The organism is Bradyrhizobium sp. MOS003 (genome assembly GCF_003020125.1).
In the GTDB taxonomy this organism is placed as follows: domain Bacteria; phylum Pseudomonadota; class Alphaproteobacteria; order Rhizobiales; family Xanthobacteraceae; genus Bradyrhizobium.
On the sequence record NZ_PYFW01000001.1, the window covers coordinates 392,871 to 411,571 of the forward strand.

The 18,701-nt window shown below is 65.1% G+C and carries 17 protein-coding genes; 1 reads left to right on the top strand and 16 read right to left on the bottom strand.

Going from position 1 to position 18,701, the window contains the following annotated elements; translation table 11 throughout:
• Positions 1-2: 2 nt before the first annotated feature.
• The 6 genes from truB to rimP form a co-directional block, all read right to left on the bottom strand.
• Positions 3-1,139 (bottom strand): tRNA pseudouridine(55) synthase TruB, encoded by a 1,137-nt coding sequence (gene truB / locus C7G42_RS01940; protein WP_199580599.1) that lies wholly within the window; start codon positions 1,137-1,139, stop codon positions 3-5.
• Complete coding sequence (gene rbfA / locus C7G42_RS01945) at positions 1,136-1,570, bottom strand: 30S ribosome-binding factor RbfA (RefSeq protein ID WP_106947408.1); 435 nt, start codon at positions 1,568-1,570, stop codon at positions 1,136-1,138. The genes truB and rbfA overlap by 4 nt, the downstream gene beginning before the upstream one ends.
• 155 nt (positions 1,571-1,725) lie before the next feature.
• Positions 1,726-4,434: a translation initiation factor IF-2 gene (infB, locus tag C7G42_RS01950; protein WP_106947409.1), complete on the bottom strand. Its 2,709-nt coding sequence runs from the start codon at positions 4,432-4,434 to the stop codon at positions 1,726-1,728.
• A gap of 69 nt (positions 4,435-4,503) precedes the next feature.
• Positions 4,504-5,187 (bottom strand): RNA-binding protein, encoded by a 684-nt coding sequence (locus tag C7G42_RS01955; protein ID WP_106947410.1) that lies wholly within the window; start codon positions 5,185-5,187, stop codon positions 4,504-4,506.
• 22 nt (positions 5,188-5,209) lie between these two features.
• Positions 5,210-6,820 carry a transcription termination factor NusA gene (gene nusA, locus C7G42_RS01960; protein WP_106947411.1) on the bottom strand — a complete coding sequence of 537 codons (1,611 nt, stop codon included), beginning with the start codon at positions 6,818-6,820 and terminating at the stop codon, positions 5,210-5,212.
• Between the two features lie 2 nt (positions 6,821-6,822).
• Positions 6,823-7,578 (bottom strand): ribosome maturation factor RimP, encoded by a 756-nt coding sequence (gene rimP, locus C7G42_RS01965; RefSeq protein WP_106947412.1) that lies wholly within the window; start codon positions 7,576-7,578, stop codon positions 6,823-6,825.
• 375 nt (positions 7,579-7,953) lie between these two features.
• Between rimP and C7G42_RS01970 the strand changes: the two genes are divergently transcribed.
• Complete coding sequence (locus C7G42_RS01970; RefSeq protein WP_106947413.1) at positions 7,954-9,036, top strand: DUF2336 domain-containing protein; 1,083 nt, start codon at positions 7,954-7,956, stop codon at positions 9,034-9,036.
• Here the strand turns inward: C7G42_RS01970 and trmB are convergent.
• From trmB to C7G42_RS02020, 10 genes are all read right to left on the bottom strand, one after another.
• On the bottom strand, positions 9,033-9,743 hold the full coding sequence (trmB, locus tag C7G42_RS01975) for a tRNA (guanosine(46)-N7)-methyltransferase TrmB (protein WP_106947414.1): 711 nt from the start codon (positions 9,741-9,743) through the stop codon (positions 9,033-9,035). The genes C7G42_RS01970 and trmB overlap by 4 nt on opposite strands.
• Positions 9,740-10,897, bottom strand: coding sequence for a M20 family metallopeptidase (locus C7G42_RS01980; protein WP_106947415.1), 1,158 nt, complete (start codon positions 10,895-10,897; stop codon positions 9,740-9,742). Before C7G42_RS01980 ends, trmB begins: the two co-directional genes overlap by 4 nt.
• 86 nt (positions 10,898-10,983) lie before the next feature.
• Positions 10,984-11,397, bottom strand: coding sequence for a helix-turn-helix domain-containing protein (locus tag C7G42_RS01985; protein ID WP_094894323.1), 414 nt, complete (start codon positions 11,395-11,397; stop codon positions 10,984-10,986).
• Between the two features lie 222 nt (positions 11,398-11,619).
• Positions 11,620-13,233: an apolipoprotein N-acyltransferase gene (lnt, locus tag C7G42_RS01990; RefSeq protein ID WP_106947416.1), complete on the bottom strand. Its 1,614-nt coding sequence runs from the start codon at positions 13,231-13,233 to the stop codon at positions 11,620-11,622.
• Complete coding sequence (locus C7G42_RS01995; protein WP_245427488.1) at positions 13,230-14,348, bottom strand: hemolysin family protein; 1,119 nt, start codon at positions 14,346-14,348, stop codon at positions 13,230-13,232. The genes lnt and C7G42_RS01995 overlap by 4 nt, the downstream gene beginning before the upstream one ends.
• 1 nt (position 14,349) lies before the next feature.
• Positions 14,350-14,859, bottom strand: coding sequence for an rRNA maturation RNase YbeY (gene ybeY, locus C7G42_RS02000; protein ID WP_106947418.1), 510 nt, complete (start codon positions 14,857-14,859; stop codon positions 14,350-14,352).
• 61 nt (positions 14,860-14,920) lie between these two features.
• Entirely contained in the window at positions 14,921-15,919 is a 999-nt protein-coding gene (locus C7G42_RS02005; protein WP_106947419.1) for a PhoH family protein, read from the bottom strand.
• Positions 15,920-15,983: 64 nt separating this feature from the next.
• Positions 15,984-17,378, bottom strand: a complete 1,395-nt coding sequence (gene miaB / locus C7G42_RS02010) for a tRNA (N6-isopentenyl adenosine(37)-C2)-methylthiotransferase MiaB (protein WP_106947420.1) — start codon at positions 17,376-17,378, stop codon at positions 15,984-15,986.
• Positions 17,379-17,525: 147 nt separating this feature from the next.
• A complete protein-coding gene (locus C7G42_RS02015) occupies positions 17,526-18,206 on the bottom strand; it encodes an HAD family hydrolase (RefSeq protein ID WP_106947421.1) in 681 nt (226 codons plus the stop codon).
• Positions 18,207-18,662, bottom strand: coding sequence for a Fur family transcriptional regulator (locus tag C7G42_RS02020; protein ID WP_094894339.1), 456 nt, complete (start codon positions 18,660-18,662; stop codon positions 18,207-18,209).
• Positions 18,663-18,701 lie beyond the last annotated feature (39 nt).

Genomic DNA, 18,701 nt, shown 5'->3' on the forward strand with positions numbered 1-18,701 from the left:
CGTCAATTTCTCTCGTTGCGACCGGAACTGGCAGTCAGGCCGGTCAGGTTGAACACACGCTTGGGGATGATTTCGCCATTGCCGACTTCAGCAAGCGCGAGAAGACGGCCTGCCACCGTGACATAGACTGTGCCGCTACTTGTGGGCGCATCCCGTCCGCGCAACAAAACGGCCTGGCCCCGATGGAGCCTTGCCGCATCAGCCCGAGTGACGGCCAGTGCCGGGATGTCGTCCAGCGCGGTCTCAACGGGCATAAGCGCGTCCGCGAGGCTACCCTCGCCGGACGCGGCTCTATCGCACAAAGCCTCCAGCTGATCCAGCGGAATCATGTCGTTTTCGCCAAATGGGCCGACCAGGGTCCGCCTGAGAGCGCAGATATGGCCGTAAGTGCCGAGAATCCGGCCCATATCGCGGGCCAGTGCCCGGACATAGGTGCCCTTGCCGCATTCGGCCTCGAACACGGCGTGATCGTTATCCGGTTGATCCACAAGGGTTAAATGGTGAATTTCGACCGGGCGGGCCGCCAGTTCCACGATTTCGCCGTCGCGGGCGAGATCGTAGGCGCGCTCGCCCTGGACCTTGATCGCGGAATAACGCGGCGGAATCTGCTCGATCACCCCGGTGAAGCGGGGCAACAGGGCCAGGATGGCCTCGCGAGTCGGACGCTGGTCGGAGGTCGCGGTCGCCCGGCCCTCGATGTCGTCGGTGTCGCGCTCTTCGCCCCAGCACACCGTGAACTGGTAGCGCTTGCGGCCGTCCATGACGAAGGGAACGGTCTTGGTGGCTTCCCCGAGCGCGATCGGCAAGCCCCCCGAGGCGAGCGGATCGAGCGTGCCGGCGTGTCCGGCGCGCTTGGCGTTGAACAGACGCTTGAGCACCGCAACCGCCTGCGTCGAGGTCATGCCGATCGGCTTGTCGAGCACGACCCAACCATGGACGTCGCGGCGGTCGCGGCGGACCTGGTTGCCCTTCTGCCTGGTGTTGGCGCGCGGATCGTTGTTGACGCGGCGCGGCTCCTGATGCGGCTGCGAATCGCCGCCCGAGCCCGCAAAATTATCGTCCGCAAAATTGTTTTTCTGCACGTCGCGCTGATCGGCCTGTTCGCCGCTGATCGTGTCGTGAGCAGGGTCCATCGTCATCGTTCTTCTTCCCGATCCGTGTCCGGATCCTGTTCCAGATCCTTCTGCACCGCAGGTGTTCTCAAAAGCTTCTCGATCCGTTCCGCTTCGTCGAATCGTTCGTCGACGCGGAAGCGAAGGTCAGGTGCAAATTTCAGGTTAACGCGATGCGCGACCTCGCCGCGCAGAAACTTCTTGTTGCGTTCGAGCGCAGCAATGACGACCTCGGTGTCGCGGCCACCAAGCGGCATCACATAGACTGTCGCGAGCTTCAGGTCGGGCGACATCCGCACCTCCGGCACGGTGATGATGTGACCTTCGAGGTCCGCATCATGCACATTGCCTTGCGCCAGAATCTCGGCCATCGCGTGGCGAACTTGTTCGCCGACGCGCAGCTGCCGCTGCGAGCCTCCGCCTGGCGCGGAACTCTTCTTCTGATGATGGCGTGGCATTCTCGAAAATCACCTCGTCATGCCCGTGTTTGGGACACGGGCATTGTCAGTTGTCTTGTTGAAACGAAGAGGGGTGGATGGCCGGAAAAAATCCGGCCATCGCACTCCCGCAATTTCAGCTCAAAAAGATCCGGGCGCTTCGGTAAGATTTGGACTTACAGGGAGCGCTGGATCGTCTCTACGCGGTAACACTCGATCACGTCACCGGCACGCATGTCGTGGTAGTTCTCGAAGGCCATGCCGCATTCCTGACCGGACTGGACTTCCTTCACTTCGTCCTTGAAGCGCTTCAGCGTCGACAGCTTGCCCTCGTGCACGACGACGTTGTCGCGGATCAGGCGCACATTGGCGCCGCGTTCCACGGTGCCGTCGGTGACGCGGCAGCCGGCGACCTTGCCGACCTTGGAGATGTTGAATATCTCCAGGATCGAGGCGTTGCCGAGCATGGTTTCGCGCAAGGTCGGCGCGAGCAGACCGCTCATCGCCTTCTTCACGTCATCCACGAGGTCGTAGATGATGTTGTAGTAGCGGATCTCGATGCCGTTGCGCTTGGCGGCCGCAGCGGCCTCCTTGTTGGCACGAACCGAGAAGCCGATGATCGCGGCGTTGAAACCTTCCGCCAGCGTCACGTCGGATTCCGAGATGCCGCCGACGCCGGCGTGCAGGATGCGGGCGGCGACTTCGTCGGTGCCGAGCTTCTCCAGCGAGCCGAGGATCGCTTCCAGCGAGCCCTGCACGTCGGCCTTGATGATCAGCGGGAATTCCTTGCGGCCCGCGGTCTTCAATTGCGACATCATCTGCTCGAGCGAGCCGCGCATGCCGGAGATCGAGGCAGCCGCGTTCTCGCGCTTCTGGTGCGCACGGTAGCTCGTGACCTGGCGGGCGCGGGCTTCGTTCTCGACCACGGCGAGACGATCGCCGGCTTCCGGCGGACCGTTGAAGCCGAGCACTTCGACCGGCACCGACGGACCTGCTTCCTGGACGGTCTCGCCCTGATCCGAGATCAGCGCGCGGACGCGGCCCATCTCGGCGCCGGCGACGATGATGTCACCGACCCGGAGCGTGCCGCGCTGGACCAGCACGGTTGCGACCGGACCGCGGCCGCGGTCGAGCTTGGCTTCGATCACGGTGCCCTCGGCCGGCCGTTCCGAATTGGTCTTGAGGTCGAGGATATCGGCCTGGAGCGCGATCATCTCGAGCAGCTTGTCGAGATTGGTCTTGTTCTTGGCGGACACTTCGACGTCGACGACGTCGCCGCCGAACGATTCGACCTGCACCTCGTGCTGGAGCAGCTCGGTGCGCACGCGCTCGGGCTTGGCATCGGGCTTGTCGATCTTGTTGATCGCAACGATGATCGGCACCCGCGCCGCCTTGGCGTGGTTGATGGCTTCGACCGTCTGCGGCATGACGCCGTCATCGGCCGCGACCACCAGCACGACGATGTCGGTGACCTTGGCGCCGCGGGCGCGCATCGCGGTGAACGCGGCGTGGCCGGGCGTGTCGATGAAGGTGATCTTCTTGCCGCTTTCGGGCGACAGCACCTGATAGGCGCCGATATGCTGGGTGATGCCGCCGGCCTCGCCGGAGACGACGTTGGCATGACGGAGCGCGTCGAGCAGCGAGGTCTTGCCGTGGTCGACGTGGCCCATCACCGTCACCACAGGCGAACGGGTCTCGGTGTCGGTCGAATCGTCGGTCGCGTCGAACAGGCCTTCTTCAACGTCGGATGCAGCAACGCGCTTGACGGTGTGACCGAGTTCTTCGGCGATCAGCTGCGCGGTATCGGCGTCGATCACGTCGGTGATCTTGTGGATCGCGCCTTGCTTCATCAGCATGCGGATGATTTCCACCGCGCGCTCGGACATGCGGTTGGCGAGTTCCTGGATCGTGATCGCTTCCGGAATGACCACTTCGCGGATCAGCTTTTCCTTCGGCTCGTTCGCGGCATGGCCCTTCAGGCGCTGGGTGCGGCGGCGGAACGAGGCGATCGAGCGCTCGCGCACGTCGTCGGCATTGAATGCGGTGACGACGGTCAGGCGGCCGCGCTCCTTCTGCGGGCCGGGCTTGTGGGTGGGCTTGGGGGCTACCACGGGACGCGCGGCGCCGCCGGGACCGCGGCGGATCTGGCGCGGACCATCGTCCTCGTCCGGGCCGGCAGCAACTGCGGGCGCGCGGCCCAACGGGCCACCTGCCGGCCTCGCTGTGGTCGTTCCGGGACGCGCCGTCGATGTTCCCGGGCGTGCCGTGGTGGTGCCGGGGCGCGCGGCGGGAGCGCCGGGGCGCGCCGCCGGAGCGGCGGGGACGGCGGCTGCGGGACGCGGCGCGGATGCCGGCTGCTCGCCTTCGCCAAAACGCTTCTTGGCCTCGGTCTCTGCCTTGCGCTTCGCTTCGTCCTCGTGACGGTGACGCTCTTCCTCGGCCTTGCGGCGGGATTCGGCAGCTTCGCGCTCGATGCGCTCAGCGGCTTCGCGAACAGCGCGGCGCTGGGCCTCTTCCTCAGCCTGGCGGCGCTCTTCGACTTCGCGCACCTTGGCGTCGGCCAGCGCGCTGGCGCGGGCGGAACGTTCGTCCTCGGTCAGCGTGCGCAGCACCACGCCGGATCCGGCGTTGCGCGGCGGCGCCGGGCGCGACGGAGCGGGCGCCGGAGTTGGCGCGGCCGGTGCCGGCCTCGCGACAACCGTGGGAGCCTGCGGTTCGGCACTGCCGTCGACGCGGCGCTTGCCGCGCTTCTCGACCACGACCTGCTTGCTGCGGCCGTGGCTGAAGCTCTGGCGGACAGTGCCCGTTTCGACGCGCGGCTTGAGCGATAGCGTCTTGCTCGGAACGCTCAGCTTTTTGTCGTCAGGGGTCTTGGTATCAACCATTCAGCAGTCCTAATCCTGATTTATCAGTGTTGTGCGTTGCCGCACCGTCCAATCGGGTCGTCGTATCTCTCAGAAATCCTGGCCGGGCTTTTCGGCAGTCTTGTCAGCGTCCGCCATCCGGTATTGGACCAGCATCTGGCTACGCGACAGGAATGACCTGCTCGCCGGGCCCGCGAGCAGGGCAGCATGTATCACATTTGACCGGGTCAGTGCCAAATCCAATTCTAACGATTTTAGCGCCGTGACGACGGTAATTTGCGGCCTGGCGCCGCGATTTCCGGCATTTTGACGCGCCAGCGTGTCCAATTTGCGGATTCCGTCCGCAGCCCCGTCGCTGGCGTGGATCAGGACCTCGGCCGTGCCTTCCCGAAGGGCGCTTTCGACCTTGCCGAAGCCGGCCACGACCTGACCGGCCTTGGCGGCGATCCCAAGGGCTTCCGTCACGCTCCGAACCAGGAGCGCCTCGATATCGGCAGGAAGCGTCTGAGGGATGCGCAACTCGCGCTTGAAGGCCTTGCCAAAATGGTGACGCCGGACGGCTTCCGCAACCACCCCGCGGGAGGCCGTGAGCCACATGCCGCGTCCGGGCAGCTTGCGCTTGAGATCTGGAACGACGTCGCCCTGCGGCGAAATGACGAAGCGGATCAGTTCGTCGATCGGCCGCACCTGCCGACTGACCGCGCACATCCGCATGGTCGCGGACTTTTCGGTCCGCGGTCCATGGTCGAGTTCGGGGTCAGTATCGGTGAGCATCCGGGCGACATCCTCCTTCGTCCTAAGCCGGCTGATCTTCGGTCGCCTCGGCCTCCTCAGCGGGCTTGGCGAGATCGGCCTCGGTGATCCAGCCGGCCTTGACGCGGGCCTGCATGATCATCGCCTCGGCATCGTCACGGGAAATGTCGATACCGTCGAGCGCGCCCGGGAACTTGGTCTGCTCGCCGCCTTCCTTGCGCTCGGTCCAGCCGACCAGATCGTCGGTGGCGCAGCCGGCGAGGTCCTCGACCGTCTTGATGTCGTTCTCGCCGAACTTCACCAGCATCTTGGAGGTGACGCCGGGCACGTCCTTGACGGCGTCCTCGACACCGAGCTCCTTGCGGCGGGCCTCGATCTCCGCTTCCTGCTGCTCGAGATATTCGCGGGCACGGTTCTGGAGCTCCTGCGCGGTTTCCTCGTCGAAACCCTCGATGCCGGCGAGTTCCTTGAGGTCCACCATGGCGAGTTCCTCGACCGACGTGAAGCCTTCGGACGCCAGCAGCTGGCCGACCACTTCGTCGACGTTGAGCGATTCCATGAAGACGCGAGTGGAGTTCTCGAAGTCGGCCTGGCGGCGCTCCGATTCCTCCTGCTCGGTCAGGATGTCGATGTCCCAACCGGTGAGCTGCGAGGCCAGACGCACGTTCTGGCCGCGGCGGCCGATCGCCAGCGAGAGCTGGTTGTTAGTGTCGGGCACCACGACTTCGATGCGCTCGCGGTCCTCGTCGATGACGACCTTGGACACTTCGGCCGGCGCCAGCGCGTTGACCACGAAGGTCGCGATGTCGGGCGACCACGGGATGATGTCGATCTTCTCGCCCTGCAATTCGTTCACCACGGCCTGCACGCGCGAGCCGCGCATACCGACGCAGGCGCCGACCGGATCGACCGAGGAATCCCGAGAAATCACGCCGATTTTTGCGCGCGAGCCCGGATCGCGGGCAACCGCCTTGATCTCGACGATGCCGTCATAGATCTCCGGCACTTCCTGCGCGAACAGCTTCGCCATGAACTGCGGATGGGTGCGGGAGAGGAATATCTGCGGGCCACGGGTCTCGCGGCGGACGTCGAAGATGTAGGCCCGGACGCGGTCGCCGTTACGGAATACTTCGCGCGGCAGCATCTCGTCGCGGCGGATGATGGCTTCGCCACGGCCGAGATCGACGATCACGCTGCCATATTCGACGCGCTTGACGACGCCGTTGACGATGTCACCGATGCGGTCCTTGAATTCCTGATATTGCCGGTCGCGCTCGGCCTCGCGCACCTTCTGCACGATGACCTGCTTGGCCGACTGCGCGGCGATGCGGCCATATTCCAGCGGCGGCAGGGTGTCGGCGATAGTGTCGCCGACCTGGGCGCCGGGATTGGCGCGCTGCGCGTCCACCAGCGAGATCTGGTTAGAATGATTTTCGACCGTCTCGACCACCAGCATGTGGCGCGACAGCCGCAGCTCGCCCTTCTTCGGGTCGATCTCGGCGTGAACGTCCGTTTCGCTGCCGTAACGTGCCCGCGCCGCCTTGGCGATGGCGTCCTCCATCGCCGCGATGACGATGCCGCGGTCGATCGATTTCTCGCGCGCAACGGCATCGGCGATCTGGAGCAACTCAAGTCGATTGGCGCTGACTGCCATGGCTAGTCTCCTTCGTCAGGCTCGATCTCGCCACGCCGCGCGCGTTCGGCGGCAAGGCGATGTTTCTTTGTGTTGGTCGGGGCCGGCTTCTTTTGCGGCTTGGTGTTCTTGGTGATCTTCGCGCTGATCTCGGCGTGCGGTGCAGCCGGCGGCTCCAGCCCGAGATCGCGGCGCATCTGGCGCTCCTGGGCCTTGCCACGGCGCATGGATTCCGCGATCAGATCATCGGTCAGCACCAGCCGGGCTTCGCCGATATCTTCCATCGTGAGCAGGACGTCGGGATTGTCGCTCGCCTTGGCGTCGTCCCGACGCAGGTGCACCCGGTCGCCCTCGACGGCCCCCAGCTTGCCACGGAACCGCTTGCGCCCCTCATGGGCGACGGCCATGTCGATCTTTACGAGATGGCCGGCATAGCGCTCGAAATCGGAACGGCGGACCAGCGGCCGGTCGATCCCCGGCGAGGAAACTTCCAGCCGATAGGCGCGATCGATGGGATCGGCGACGTCCAGCACGGGCGACAACGCGCGCGAGATCGCCTCGCAATCCTCGAGTTGCATCGAGCCGTCCGGCCGCTCGGCCATGATCTGCACGGTGCAGCCGGCCTCGCCGGAGATGCGGATCCGCACCAGCCGGTATCCCATGCCCTCGAGCACCGGACCTGCGACCGCAGACACACGTGCCGCCACGCCCGGCTCGACCACGAGCCTCGGCTCGGCCAGCAACTCGGCATCCGTGGAACCAGTGTTCGGTTCGGTCATATCAGGGGTCAAGGCGCTCGTTGGATAAGGCTTGGGTTAAGGCTTGGTTAAGATTTCCAAAGCCCGCTTCGGAACTTCCCGACAGCGCGTCGGGCTACATCTTCCGCCAAGCCGCGTTCGGGTAACAAAAAAGAGCGGGTCCTTTCGGGCCCACTCTCACTACGCGGATCGTATGAGAAGATGAATTGCCGCTGATATAGCGCTTTCTGTGCCTCCGGACAAGGCCCATCGCGGGCCAAGCGAGGCTTTTTGCGCCCGATTCGCGGCGTCCCGGGCCTAACGCTTCCTTCACCTCGGAGGTCTAATTTCCCTGACGGTGGGGCGGCTTGGATAAAGGGCGCGCCCGCGGCGTGCCCCCTACGAGTTTGCGTTTACATGACCGTTGCCACGTCGCTCATTCCCGGACTGGACGATATCGTAAAACGCGGCGATCCGCGGCGACGCGGCGAGATCGCGCGGGCCATCTCCGAATTGTTCTTCCAGGATTCCGCCAATCTTCGTCCCGAGCTCATCGATCTCTTCGACAATCTCCTGATCGATCTTGTTCCGCATGCGGAGCTTGCCTCGCGCGCCGACCTGGCCGAGCGCTTCTCGCAGTTGAACAACGCGCCACCGCATCTGGTGAATCAGCTCGCGCGCGAAAACGAAATCGCGGTCGCGGGTCCGGTGCTGCGCCGCTCCCCCGTGCTCGACGACGCCGCGCTGGTCGAGATCGCGCGGTTGAAAGGTCAGGGGCATTTGCTGGCGATGACGGAGCGCCCCGTTTTGTCCCCCGTCATCACCGACGTGCTGGTCGAGCGCGGCGATCGCAACGTGGTGCGCCGCGCCGCGGGCAATGCCGGCGCGGTGTTCTCGCCTGGCAGCTATTCCGAGCTGATCAAGCGCGCTGCGCAGGACGGCGTGCTGACGCTCAAGATAGGCCAGCGCAACGATCTCTCGGGCGAGAACCTGAAACAGCTTCTGGACGGTACGCTCGACGTCATCCGCCGCCGGCTCTCCAGCGTGGCCCATCCCGCGCGACAGGTCGAGATCAAGCGCGCGATGGCGGCCATCGAGGAGGCCGCGCAGCCGCCGGGGCCACGGCGCGATTTCTCCCCGGCCCAGCGCACGGTGCTGGCGTTGCATCGCGACGGCCATCTCGGCGAGAGCGCGCTGCTCGGTTTCGCCAAGGCGAACAAATACGAGGAATCGATCGCCTCGCTCTCGGCGATGGCCGGCGTTCGCCTCTCGGTCCTCGACCGTCTTATCTCAGGCGACCGCTACGATCCGATCCTCATTCTCGGTCGCGTGCTGAATCTCGGCTGGCCCACGGTGCGCGCGCTCATCCTGCTCTGGTACGGCCCGCACCGCACGCCGGCCGATGCCGACATCGAGGCCGCGCGCGTCAACTTCACGCGCCTGATGCCGACGACTGCCGAGCGCGTCGTGAATTTCTGGCGCAACCGGCAGACGATCTAGAGTCGTCTGAACCGCAGATAAGCCGCCTTGCGTCCTTCACGCGTCGCTTTTCGGCCGTAGCGCGTCATGGTGTAGCCCGCCCATGGCTGCCTGAAATCGTCGGCGCGTTCGGCAAGCCAGACGAAATCCTGCGAATGCGCTAGATGCGACAGTGTCCAGGCGCAGTAATCGTCGATGTCGCAGACGAAGCGGAATTCGCCGTTCGGCTTCAGCACGCGCGCCATCGCTGCGATCGTCCTGTCCTGGACGAAGCGCCGTTTCCAGTGCCGCCGCTTCGGCCAGGGATCCGGATGGATCAGGTCGACCCGCGACAGCGATGCCTTGGGCAGCCAAGCCAGCAGTTCGGCGGCATCGCCTGCAAACAGGCGGATGTTGCCGATGTTGGCGGCCTCGATCTGCGCGAGGATCTTTGCCATGCCGTTGACATAGGGCTCGCAGCCGATGAAGCCCGTCGTGGCGAAGCTCTGGGCCTCGGCCGCGAGATGCTCGCCGCCGCCGAAGCCGATCTCGAGCCGCACATCTTCAGTAGCGGGGTCGAAGATCTCCCTTGCATCCGCCGGCGTCTCGCCGTCGATATCGAGCGCCAGATGCGGCAGCAGATGGCCAATCAGCTCGGCCTGGTGCTGCCTGAGCTTGTGGCCCTTGCGGCGCCCGAAGAACGCGCGCTGGCTGTCATCGCGATCGGGGTCTGATTTGCGCTCGCTCATCGCAGCGTCTGGTACAGGCGATGGAGCAGTCGCGCGCGGGGGGCGAGCGACGAGATGTAGATCTGCTCATAATGGGTGTGCGCGCCCTTGCCGTCGGCGCCGAGACCGTCGAGCGTCGCGGTATGGGCCGCGGTGAAATTGCCGTCCGAGCCGCCGCCGGTGTGGGTGTCGACCAGCTCGAAGCCGATCTCGCCGGCGAGTGTCTTCGCATGCTCGTAGAGCGAGGCGCCTGCGTTGCTCTTCTCGTAGGGCGGACGATTGAGCCCGCCGGTGACGGTGACGGTGACGCCGTCGGTCTTTGATGTCAGCCCAAGGATCTTGCCGACGAACTCCTCTGCATCCCTGAGGCTCAGCACGCGCAAATCGACTTCGGCATAGGCTTCTTCGGGGGTAACGTTGGCGCGCGTGCCGCCACGCACCACACCGACATTGACGGTGACGCCACGCGCGAGGTCGTTCATCCCTTCCAGAGCCAGGATGACGTTGCCGAGCTCGCGCACGGCGCTGCGGCCGTCTTCCGGCCGTGAGCCGGCATGCGCGGGCACGCCCTTGATTGCTACCTGGAAGCGTCCGACGCCTTTGCGTCCGGTGACGATCTTGCCGCCGTCGCGCGCCGGCTCCGTCACCAGCACGTATTTGGCCTTGCGCCCTTCCGCCTCGATGAGTGCGCGAGAGGTGGGGCTGCCGATCTCCTCGTCGGAGGTGAACAGATGCGTGATGCCGAGCGGCGAGCGAGCGACTGCTGCGCACAATGCGCGAAACGCGTGATGGGCGATGTAGGCGCCGCCCTTCATGTCGTAGATGCCGGGACCGAACGCGACGTCACCTTCGACCTTGAACGGCAGGCGCTCGATGAATCCCATGGGATGAACGGTATCGAGGTGGCTCAGCACCAGGATGCCCGGCCGGTCCTGCCCCCAATTCGTGCGCGCGATGAGATGGTCGCCGCAGCCGTCGACGCCGGCGACGCGCTCGAGCGTGACGGGTAGATCGCGGTATTGCTCCGCGACGACGAACATCAGCCTGTTGACCTGTTCAGGCGCTTCCGTGGGCGTCTCGATCTCCACCCAGCGGCGGATGCCATCGAGAATGGTTTGGGAATCGAACCAATTGGAGCTGGTCATGCGCGCATCTGTGCCCTTGAATCGCATCATCGGAGCGGACACGCATCAAGGCGCGGCCGGAAATGACGACATAGGCCAGATTTCACGCCGTCTCAAATCGCCATTCAGATCGTGCGTCAGCGCTTGTCGGGGCCTTCGCGGGCCGCGATCTGCTCGACGAGATCGACGATCGAGCGGCGCATCTTCGAATCGGTGATTCGCGTGAATGCCTTGGTCAAGGCAAGCCCCTCGGAGGTCGCGAGAAAGTCCGACACATAGGAAGGTGAGGCGCCTTCGCTGAAGCCATCCGGACCCGCCACGCCGCTCGGGCCGCCCTCGAACAGGAACGACACCGGCACCTGCAGAATCTCGGCGATCTGCTGGATGCGGCTCGCGCCTACCCGGTTGGTGCCCTTCTCGTATTTCTGAACTTGCTGGAAGGTCAGGCCCAAAGCTTCACCGAGCTTTTCCTGGCTCATGCCCAACATGATGCGGCGCATACGCACGCGACTGCCGACATATTTGTCAACAGGGTTGGGCGCTTTCGACATTTCCTCAGCCCTCCAAACACCACCTTCAGCGCAATCAACCGGAGTGCGTCAGGTGCAAGCAACGTCAAATCAAACTCTCTTATTGGAAAACATTGCGGAGAAATTTAGCAATGCACCACTGTCTTTTGCAGCCGGTGCAGAATGGGGAGCCTGCGTGCAGTCTGTCAACCGTGGGACTACGGTTGTCAAAAGCTTCCGGCCGCCTCCACGGCGACGGCGCGATCAGGCCTTCCGCTTGGCGGTGCGTCGGCGGACGGCCAGAAACACGGCCACTGCGACGAGCATGGCGGCAGGCACATCGCCCACCCGCGCATAGACGGTCGGTGAGATCGCGGCAGGCAGACTTGCATCCAAAATGCCTTCGATTCCGAGACCGAGGCTGGCGACGGTGCGGCCCATGGGATCGATCACCGCAGAGACACCCGTATTGGCGGAGCGGACCAGCGGCAAGCCGAGCTCGATGGCGCGCATCCGCGACTGCTCCAGATGCTGATAGGGGCCGGTCGAAATGCCGAACCAACCGTCATTGGTGAGGTTGATGATCCAGCCCGGACGTTCGTTGCGTCCGGCCACTTCGCCGGGAAAGATGGCTTCGTAACAGATCAGCGGTAGCGCGGGAGGCGCGCCGGGCACCTGCAGCGCATGCCGCACCGTTCCGGGAATGAAGCCGCCGCGCATGCGCGTCAGTTGCTCGAAACCTAGCTTCTCCATCAACGCCTGGTAGGGAAGAAATTCTCCGAAAGGCACCAAATGCAACTTGTCGTACACTGCGAGCACGCTGCCGTCGTGATCGATGACGTAGATCGAATTATAGGCACGCGTGATCGGCGTGCCGCGCGGCAGGTCGGGCGCGCGGACCGAACCCGTGATCAGCACCGTGCCCTGAGGCAGAAGATCGGCGATCTGCGCCATCGCGTCGGCTTCGCGGGTCAGGAAGAACGGAAAGGCGGATTCCGGCCAGATCAGGATGGTCGCATCGCGCACACCCGTCGATTGCGGGCCGGAGGCGCGGTCCGACAGCGCCAGGTATTTTTTCATCACCTCCGATTTGGCGGCGTAGTTGAATTTGGCGTCCTGCTGCAGGTTCGGTTGCATCAGGCGCAGCTTGGCGCCCGAGACCATCGTGGTCGGATGCAGCGACAGGCGGATCGCGCCGAAGATGCTCATGACAAGCAGGAGCGCAATTGCAGCCGCCGGCACGCGCCAAGCCAAGCGGCGATCGGGCGTGCGGTCGATCAGCGTCGCGGGGCTCGCGAAGATCGCGACCGTCAGGAACGTCATGCCCCACAGGCCGACCAGCGAGGCGGTCTGCGCCAGCGGCAACGGCTCGGACATCGCGTAGCCGAACGCGTTCCAGGGAAAGCCGGTCAGCGCGTGGCCGCGCAGCCATTCGCTGACCGTGAGGCTCGCGGCGAGTGCGAGCACGCGTGTGGCGTCCTTGGTCCAGAGCAGGCGGGCAACCGCAAAGCCCATCGCGGTGAAGATCGACAGATAAGCCGGCAGCCCTAGCACGGCGAACGGGGTGAGCCAGGCGAACACATCCGCATCGACGAAGAAGGCGTAGCCGATCCAGTAGAGGCCGGGGACGAAATAGCCGAGCCCGAACCAGTAGCCGGTCAGCGCTGCGGCGGGGACGCCGCCATAGCGTCCGGCGCCGGTGCCGTCGATCAGCCAGACCAGCACCGGGAAGGTGATGAACAGCACTGGGAACAGGTTGAACGGCGCCAGCGCCAGCACCGACAGCGCTCCGCACCCCATGGCGATGACGGCGCGCTTCCATCCCCAGGCGAGGATGATGGCAAGCGCAATTTGCCGAAGTCGCTGGAACGGGCTCACTGCTGGCCGGTCCCGTCGCTCGGCGGCGGGGTGGGCGTGTCGTTGGCCGGCGGTTGACCGCTGTCCGGCGCGGCCTCGCGGCGGCCTCTCTCGCGCTGGGTGCGCGGCGCCGGGCGCTCCTTGCGCGTCGAGATCCGCAGCCGCTTGACGCGGCGCGGATCCGCATCGAGCACCTCGATCTCGTAATTGCCGGGACCCGAGATCACCTCGCCGCGCACCGGCAGGCGCCCGACGAAGCTGACGAGATAGCCGCCGAGCGTCTCCACTTCCTCGCCGGCCTCGCCGGTGACGAAATCCTCGCCGATCACGGTGCGAACGTCGTCGAGGCTGGCGCGGGCGTCGGCGATGAAGGCGTTGTCCGGCAGGCGCACGATCGAGGGCGGCTCGTCGCTGTCGTGCTCGTCGTCGATCTCGCCGACGATCTGCTCGACGATGTCCTCGAGCGAGACCAGCCCGTCGCTGCCGCCATATTCGTCGACCACCAGCGCCAGGTGAATGCGCGTGGCTTGCATCTGCGCCAGCAGGTCGATCGCCCGCATCGACGGCGGCACGTAGAGCAGCTTGCGAATGATGCGCGCATCCTCGAGCGGCATCGCGAGATCGACGGCGCGAAGGTCGAGCCCGGCCGGCAGCGGCTTCTTGCGCTTGGTCTTGGTGGCTTCCGACACGCGGGCACGCGAGGTCATGAAAGCAAGCAGGTCGCGGATGTGGACGATGCCGACGGGATCATCGAGCGTCTCGTTGAAGACCACGAGGCGCGAATGGCCGGCGCTCTCGAAGCGGTCCATCAACTCGCCGAGCGGGATGTCGCGCTTGACCGCGACGACGTCGGCGCGATGCACCATGACGTCGGCGATGCGGCGCTCGTGCAAACCAAGGATGTTGCGCAGCATGGTGCGCTCGACCGCCGAGAAGCCGGTGTCGTCGGGCGTCGTCGCATCGAGCACGACCTGGAGGTCGTCGCGCACCGATCCCGCCTTCCAGCCGAACAGCGTGCGAATGGCGCGCAGGAGCCAGCCATCGGCGGTCGGGCGCATCACCTCGCCCTGGGTCACCACGACCGGCAAATTGGCCGAGTGGCGCGGATTGTCTTGGATCGGGTCTGAGTCCGGCATCTCAGTGCGTCCCTGCGCGGTCTGCATAGGGATCGGGAATTCCCAGGTGAGCCAGGATCTGCGTCTCCAGTGCTTCCATCTCCTCGGCGTCGCCGTCGTTCTCGTGATCGTAGCCGATCAGGTGCAGGAAGCCGTGCACGGCGAGATGGCTCAAATGGTGGTCGAACGGCTTTTGTTCCTCGTCCGCCTCGCGCCGCATGGTCTCGTAGGCGATCGCGATATCGCCGAGCATGCGCGGTGCATCGCCCGGCTTCCATTCGCTCTCCGGCTGGAGCGCGGGAAACGACAGCACGTTGGTCGGCTTGTCGATGCCGCGCCAATTGCTGTTGAGGGTGCGGATGCCGGCATCATCGGTCAGCATCACCGCCACTTCGGCGTCGGCAACGTCTTCGTCGACACTTTCGGCCGCGGCCGCGACCGCGCGCTGGATCACGGCTTCGGAATCGGGCTCGCTTTGCCAGCAATCGGCGACGACGAGGACCTCGGTCATGGGAAGATTCGGTTGCGACATTGTCTTTGTTCGGAACGATGAGGCGCCGTGTCCGCGCCCTCTGGGTCCGGCTGTTGCCTCGTCAGGATTTGCCGGCGGCCGGCCGCTGCGGCGAGCCTTCGTAGGCGGCGACGATCCGCGCCACGAGTTCGTGGCGGATCACGTCCTCGGCTTTGAAATGAACCTGGGCAATGCCCTCGACGCCGCCCAGGAGGCGGGTCGCCTCGGCCAGGCCCGAGGTCTGGCCGTTCGGCAGATCGATCTGCGAGGGGTCGCCGGTCACGATCATGCGGCTGTTCTCGCCAAGGCGCGTCAGGAACATCTTCATCTGCATCGACGTGGTGTTCTGCGCCTCGTCGAGGATGATGGCGGCGTTGGTGAGGGTACGGCCGCGCATGAAGGCGAGCGGCGCGATCTCGATCTCGCCGGTCTGGAGCGCGCGCTCGACGATGCGCGCATCCATGAGGTCGTAGAGCGCATCGTAGATCGGGCGCAGATAAGGATCGACCTTCTCGCGGAGATCGCCGGGCAGGAAGCCGAGCCGTTCGCCGGCTTCGACCGCCGGACGCGACAGGATGATCTTGTCGACCTCCTTGCGCTCGAACAGTTGTGCGGCATGCGCGACCGCGAGCCAGGTCTTGCCGGTGCCGGCCGGCCCGATGCCGAACACCAGCTCATGGCGCTTCAGCGCGCGGATGTAGGAGTCCTGCGCGGCCGTGCGCGCGCGCACCGGGCGCTTGCGCAGATTGATGCTGTCGAAGGCCGCCGATTTGGCCGATTTGGCGTCGAACTCGAACAGAGAGCCTTGCGCGATCACGGCGCGAATCGCGCCCTCGACCTCGCCCTGGTCGAGATCCTGCCCCTTCACGGCCTGTGCGTAGAGCGTTTCCAGCACGCGGCGAGCGGCGTCGCAGCCGTCGCGCGAGCCGCCGATGGTGATGTGGTTCCCTTTGGAATCGACGACGACGCCGAGCCGCCGTTCGATCTGCGCCAGATGCTGGCCGTAGGGGCCGACCAGCGCGGAAGCGGCGCGGTTGTCGTCGAAGTCGATGACGACCTGGGTCTCGGGCGGAACTTGCATGTCGCGGTCAAATTTGCGGCTGGGAGCGAGCGAAGACGAATCCGATGCGCTTTTGGGCAAGGGTTCAGGCTCCAAAGGCTTGCGAAAAAGCGGGCTCGCGCGCGCCGTGCGGGGTCACGAGCTCGCCGAGGAAACTGTAGCGTTCGAGGCTGTCGATCCTGACAGGCAGGATCTGTCCGATGATGTCGGGCGAGGCCATCACATGGGCGGGCTGCAGGAATGCGGTGCGGCCGACGATCTGGCCGTGCTTGCGCGCCGGACGCTCGAACAGCACGTCGACCGTTGAGCCAATCGCGGCCTTGTTGAAGGCCGATTGCTGGCTGTCGATCAGTTCCTGGAGCCGCTCCAATCGCTGGTCCATTTCGGCGGGGGACACCGTCTCCTGCATGTCCGCGGCCGGCGTTCCCGGCCGGGCGGAGTATTTGAACGAATAAGCCGCAGCGTAGCCGATTTGCGTGACAAGCGCGAGGGTGGCGAGAAAATCTTGCTCGCTTTCACCGGGGAAGCCCACGATAAAATCTGATGAAAAAGCAATGTCTTGGCGCGCAGACCGGAAACGGTCGATGACATCGAGATAATCATCGGCAGTATGTTTCCGGTTCATGGCCGCCAGAATCCGGTCCGAGCCCGACTGCACCGGCAGGTGTACGAACGGCATCAGGGCACCGAGATCGCGATGGGCGGCAATCAGGCTGTCATCGACGTCGCGGGGGTGGCTCGTCGAGTAGCGCAGCCGCGCGATGCCGGGAATCGTCGCCAGATGTTCGAGCAGCCTGCCCAGCGGCCAGGTTTTTCCGTCCGGCCCGTCGCCATGATAGGCGTTGACGTTCTGCCCGATCAGCGTGAGCTCGCGCACGCCGTTGTCGGCGAGCCGCTTCACATCGTCGACGATCTTCGCCACGGGCCGGGACACTTCGGCGCCGCGCGTATAAGGCACGACGCAGAAGGTGCAGAACTTGTCGCAACCTTCCTGCACCGTGACGAAAGCGGAAATGCCGCGCGCGCGGATTGCGTCGGGCTTGGGTTGGGCGAGAAAGCCGAATTTGTCCTGGGCGGGAAACTCGGTCTCGATCGCGCGGCCTTCGTCGCGCGCACGCTTCAAAAGCTCAGGAAGGTGATGATAACTCTGGGGGCCGACAACGACGTCGACCACGGGCGCGCGGCGTGTGATCTCCCCGCCTTCGGCCTGCGCCACGCAGCCCGCGACCGCGATCTGCATCGCGCGCCCCGCGCGGGCGGCTTCGTCCTTGGCGACGCGCAGCCGGCCGAGCTCGGAATAGACCTTTTCGGAGGCCTTCTCGCGGATATGACAGGTGTTGAGGATGACGAGGTCGGCGTCATCAGCGCTGGCCGTCTCCACGAATCCTTCCGGAGCCAGCGTGTCCACCATGCGCTGGGCATCGTAGACATTCATCTGGCAGCCATATGATTTGATGTGCAGCTTGCGCGGCGGCGTCATGGAACCCGGAATTGTGGTGGAGGACGGCCCTCAGATATAGGTTGGAGAGGGGAAAATCCAGCCAACGCCGGGCGGAAGGCCCGTTCGGGGCGCCAAGCGGCCGCCAACTGGCCGCGAAGCGCGGAATCGCGAGGTTTGGCGTCAGATTCAGCCCGCCAGAGTGTCCAGGGCGACCCGCCGGACCAACTCCGGCAATTGCCGCATATCATCGAACGTCAATCCGGCGCCGGCGACGCGCAGCCTTTCGGCGTGCCCCGGCGGGCAGTGGCTGCCGCCGTGAAAGCCCAGCACGGTCATCCCGGCGGCATGCGCGCCGGTCACGCCGGGGACGCTATCCTCGATCACGAGGCACCGCTCCGGCGCGACTTTCATCTGGGTCGCCGCAAACAGGAACAGATCGGGCGCGGGCTTGCCGCGCGCGACCTGGCTCGCTGAAAAGATGTGCGGAGCGAGCAGGTCGTAGAGGCCGGCGCAGGTCAGCCCGTGCGTGATCTTCTCCGGCGTGCCGCTCGATGCGACGCATTTCGGCAGATCGATTGCACCGATCGCCGCCGCAACATGGGTGATCGGCTGCAGATCGCTGGCGTAGAATTGCAGCGTGGCCGCGTTCACCTGGCTCTCCAGGTCGTCGGGGAGGCTGCGGCCGATCTCCTGTTCGACCATCAGCCGCGCGTCCTTCTCGGATACGCCGAGGAAGCGGACCAGCACCTGCTCCGAGGTGATCGGATAACCGTGCCGCGTCAGCACATCCGCATGGGCGCGACAGGAGATCACCTCGCTGTCCACGAGCACACCATCGCAGTCGAAGATGATGAGGTCGACGGGCACTTAGCTTGTGGGCTTGTCGTCGTCGAGCGGAACGCAATAGAGCTCGAGCCGGTGGTCGACCAGCTTGTAGCCGAGCTTGCGGGCGATCTCCGCCTGCAGCTTCTCGATCTCTTCGGAGGTGAACTCGATCACCTTGCCGTCGCGCAGATTGATGAGATGGTCGTGATGGCTGTCGCGCATCTGCTCATAGCGCGCGCGGCCTTCGCGGAAATCATGGCGCTCGATGATGCCGGCATCCTCGAACAGCTTGACGGTGCGATACACGGTCGAGATCGAGATCTTGTCGTCGACCGCGACACAGCGCCGGTACAATTCCTCGACATCGGGATGATCGACCGCCTCCGCGAGCACGCGGGCGATGACACGGCGCTGCTCGGTCATGCGCATGCCGGTGGCGGCACAGCGCGCTTCGATGCCGGACGCCTTGGATGCGGAAGAAGGTTTCAGTGCGGTCATAATTCGTCTGCCTGGCGGGGGCGCTTTCTGCCACCAATA

Excerpts from the sequence above, each read along its gene's own strand:
- truB (WP_199580599.1), bottom strand. The coding sequence starts at position 1,139 with ATGACGATGGACCCTGCTCACGACACGATCAGCGGCGAACAGGCCGAT.
- rbfA (WP_106947408.1), bottom strand. The coding sequence starts at position 1,570 with ATGCCACGCCATCATCAGAAGAAGAGTTCCGCGCCAGGCGGAGGCTCG.
- infB (WP_106947409.1), bottom strand. The coding sequence starts at position 4,434 with ATGGTTGATACCAAGACCCCTGACGACAAAAAGCTGAGCGTTCCGAGC.
- C7G42_RS01955 (WP_106947410.1), bottom strand. The coding sequence starts at position 5,187 with ATGCTCACCGATACTGACCCCGAACTCGACCATGGACCGCGGACCGAA.
- nusA (WP_106947411.1), bottom strand. The coding sequence starts at position 6,820 with ATGGCAGTCAGCGCCAATCGACTTGAGTTGCTCCAGATCGCCGATGCC.
- rimP (WP_106947412.1), bottom strand. The coding sequence starts at position 7,578 with ATGACCGAACCGAACACTGGTTCCACGGATGCCGAGTTGCTGGCCGAG.
- C7G42_RS01970 (WP_106947413.1), top strand. The coding sequence starts at position 7,954 with ATGACCGTTGCCACGTCGCTCATTCCCGGACTGGACGATATCGTAAAA.
- trmB (WP_106947414.1), bottom strand. The coding sequence starts at position 9,743 with ATGAGCGAGCGCAAATCAGACCCCGATCGCGATGACAGCCAGCGCGCG.
- C7G42_RS01980 (WP_106947415.1), bottom strand. The coding sequence starts at position 10,897 with ATGATGCGATTCAAGGGCACAGATGCGCGCATGACCAGCTCCAATTGG.
- C7G42_RS01985 (WP_094894323.1), bottom strand. The coding sequence starts at position 11,397 with ATGTCGAAAGCGCCCAACCCTGTTGACAAATATGTCGGCAGTCGCGTG.
- C7G42_RS01995 (WP_245427488.1), bottom strand. The coding sequence starts at position 14,348 with ATGCCGGACTCAGACCCGATCCAAGACAATCCGCGCCACTCGGCCAAT.
- ybeY (WP_106947418.1), bottom strand. The coding sequence starts at position 14,859 with ATGTCGCAACCGAATCTTCCCATGACCGAGGTCCTCGTCGTCGCCGAT.
- C7G42_RS02005 (WP_106947419.1), bottom strand. The coding sequence starts at position 15,919 with ATGCAAGTTCCGCCCGAGACCCAGGTCGTCATCGACTTCGACGACAAC.
- miaB (WP_106947420.1), bottom strand. The coding sequence starts at position 17,378 with ATGACGCCGCCGCGCAAGCTGCACATCAAATCATATGGCTGCCAGATG.
- C7G42_RS02020 (WP_094894339.1), bottom strand. The coding sequence starts at position 18,662 with ATGACCGCACTGAAACCTTCTTCCGCATCCAAGGCGTCCGGCATCGAA.